Origin of the sequence: Blastococcus carthaginiensis (assembly GCF_030731085.1) — a bacterium.
In the GTDB taxonomy this organism is placed as follows: domain Bacteria; phylum Actinomycetota; class Actinomycetes; order Mycobacteriales; family Geodermatophilaceae; genus Blastococcus; species Blastococcus carthaginiensis.
Genome location: NZ_JASNFN010000060.1, coordinates 1 through 2432, shown reverse-complemented (window position 1 = coordinate 2432; position 2432 = coordinate 1). Strand labels below are relative to the sequence as shown.

3 protein-coding genes and 1 pseudogene are annotated in these 2432 nt (G+C 74.5%); 3 read left to right on the top strand and 1 reads right to left on the bottom strand.

Annotated features, from left to right (window positions below; all coding sequences use genetic code 11):
- Together QOZ88_RS23085 and QOZ88_RS23080 are read left to right on the top strand one after the other, a co-directional pair.
- A pseudogene (locus QOZ88_RS23085) lies at positions 1-431 on the top strand (hypothetical protein); the annotation flags it as partial.
- 56 nt (positions 432-487) lie between these two features.
- Complete coding sequence (locus tag QOZ88_RS23080; RefSeq protein ID WP_211434913.1) at positions 488-712, top strand: biotin/lipoyl-binding carrier protein; 225 nt, start codon at positions 488-490, stop codon at positions 710-712.
- A 52-nt stretch (positions 713-764) separates the two neighbouring features.
- Here QOZ88_RS23080 and QOZ88_RS23075 read toward each other — a convergent pair whose 3' ends face one another.
- Positions 765-1265 carry a GNAT family N-acetyltransferase gene (locus tag QOZ88_RS23075; protein WP_306002008.1) on the bottom strand — a complete coding sequence of 167 codons (501 nt, stop codon included), beginning with the start codon at positions 1263-1265 and terminating at the stop codon, positions 765-767.
- Between the two features lie 168 nt (positions 1266-1433).
- Here QOZ88_RS23075 and QOZ88_RS23070 point away from each other — a divergent pair, with 168 nt between their 5' ends.
- Complete coding sequence (locus QOZ88_RS23070) at positions 1434-2414, top strand: IS481 family transposase (RefSeq protein WP_306000740.1); 981 nt, start codon at positions 1434-1436, stop codon at positions 2412-2414.
- Positions 2415-2432: the final 18 nt, after the last annotated feature.

Genomic DNA, 2432 nt, shown 5'->3' with positions numbered 1-2432 from the left:
CGCGGCCCCGGGGCGGCCCCGCGGGCGCGGGGGCGCGCCCCCCCGCCACCGGGCCCCGGGAGTCCGATCCGGGCCCCCAGGCCCGGCCCGCACCGCGGGCGGCGGTCGTCGCGCAGCTGCGCGCCACCCTGCCCCCCGGGACCGCCGGGCGGATCAGCGGCCGTCTGCCCGGGTCCGGTCGCCCGCCCGAGGCCGAGGGCGGCGTCGACCTGGTCGCGGTGAGCGGCTACGACCCCGGTGACCGCCTGGACGGCTGGTACGACGCCCTGCTGGCCACCGTCAGCGGTGGGGCGGACGGCGTGGCGACGGCGGCCCGTGCGGTCAGCCGGGCGCTGTCCGGGCTGCCCGGGGCCGGCGTCCCGCACGACGGGGCCGAGGTCTGCGCGGTGCTCGGGCGGCTCGCCGAGGGACGGGCCTTCCCGGCGACCTGACGCCGGCCGCCCGTGCTTGGATGGGGGCTCACGATCGGCGGGCGCGGGAGGTACCGGTGGCGGTGGAGGAGATCCACGCGGAGATGGTCTCCAGTGTCTGGAAGGTCCTCGTCCAGCCGGGCGCGCAGGTGTCGGCGGGTGACACGCTGGTGATCCTGGAATCCATGAAGATGGAGATCCCGGTGCTCACCGAGAGCGCGGGCACCGTGCAGGAGCTGCACGTGGTGGAGGGCGAGGTCCTCCAGGAGGGCGACCTCATCGCAATCGTCGCCCACTCCTGACGGCCCGCCCGGAAGCTCGCCCCGAGCGTGCGAGGGTGGGGCGGCGGGTCCGTCAGCAGATCTCGCGGGCGTAGACCAGCAGGTCGACTCCGGGGACCGGCGTCCAGTCGCGCTCCGGCAGCCGGGTGAAGCCCAGCCGCTCGTACAGCCGGTGGGCCGCGGTCATGCGGGTGCCGGTGGAGATGACGACGCGCCGCCGGCCCGCCTCGCGCGCGCGGGTCAGGCACTCGTGCACCAGGGCCGCGCCCACGCCGCGCCCCCGCGCGCGCGGATCCACCACCAGCATGCGGAAGCCGGCCTCGTCGGGGGACTCCAGCACCTCGCCGAAGTCGCCCCCCGGCACGAAGGCCACGCTCCCGATCAGCTCGCCGGCCTCGTCCCGGGCGACCAGCAGTTCGGCCACCCGCGCGCGCCCGGCCACGTCGGCCAGCTCCGCCGCGTAGCCCGCCGACGCCAGCCCGCCGTCCACGTAGACCTGCACGGTGAGGGCGGCGATGCGGTCGTGGTCGGCGGGGAGGGCCGGTCCGATGCGGACGGCGGGAAGGGATAGCACGGCCCCCAGGCTAGGAGGGGCATCGCCCTCGCCCGCTCGGGGTGAGGGAGGGGAGGCGCCCTAGGTGTACCCGGCCAGGACGTTGGTGACGGCGGTCGGGGTTGCACGCAGGAGAACCTCCGAGTGGGGTGTGGCTTGTCTAAGGCCCACATCCGCCCGGAGGTTCTCGTGTCCCACGGTAATGCCCGCACCACGTTCCATGGCCGGAAACTGATCGTCGCGCGGTGGCAGAACGGGTGGACGAAGGCGCACATCGCCGCGGCGATGGGGCTCTCCCGCAAATGCGTGCGAACCTGGATCACCCGCTACCAGGACGAGGGCGAGGCCGGGCTGGTCGACCGGTCGTCCCGCCCGCACACCAGCCCGCGGCGCACGACGGCCGAGACCGAGCAGCGCATCGTCGAACTGCGCGGTGCCGAGCGCCGGGGCCCGGCCTGGATCGGGGCGGAGCTGGGCGTGCCGGCCCGCACGGTGTCCCGTGTGCTGCGTCGCCACGGGCAGCCCCGGCTGGCCGCGCTGGACCCGATGACCGGGGAGGTGATCCGGTTCTCGAAGCAGACGGCGGTCCGCTACGAGCGGGCCCGGCCCGGCGAGCTGGTGCACATGGACGTGAAGAAGCTCGCGCGCATCCCCGACGGCGGCGGCTGGCGGGCCCACGGCCGCGTCGCGGTCACCCCCGACCGCAGCCGCGCCCAACGCTCAGAGAACCGCAGCCCCGGCTATGACTACGTCCACTCCCTGGTCGATGACCACTCCCGGCTGGCCTACTCCGAGATCCTGCCCGATGAGAAGGGCACTACCTGCGCGGCGTTCCTGACCCGGGCCGCGGCCTACTTCACCGCCCACGGCATCACCCGGATCGAGCGGGTGATGACCGACAACGCCTGGGCCTACAAGTACTCCCTACGCGAGGTCTGCGCCGCGCTCGGGGCCCGCCAGAAGTTCATCCGACCGCACTGCCCGTGGCAGAACGGCAAGGTCGAACGCCTCAACCGCACCCTGGTCACCGAGTGGGCCTACCGGCAGCCCTTCACCAGCAACGCCGAACGCGCCGCCGCCCTTGCTCCCTGGCTGGAGCACTACAACACTCGACGCCGCCACAGCGCACTCGGCGGGGAGCCCCCGATCAGCCGACTGGCACCAACCTGATGGCTCGGTACACCTAGG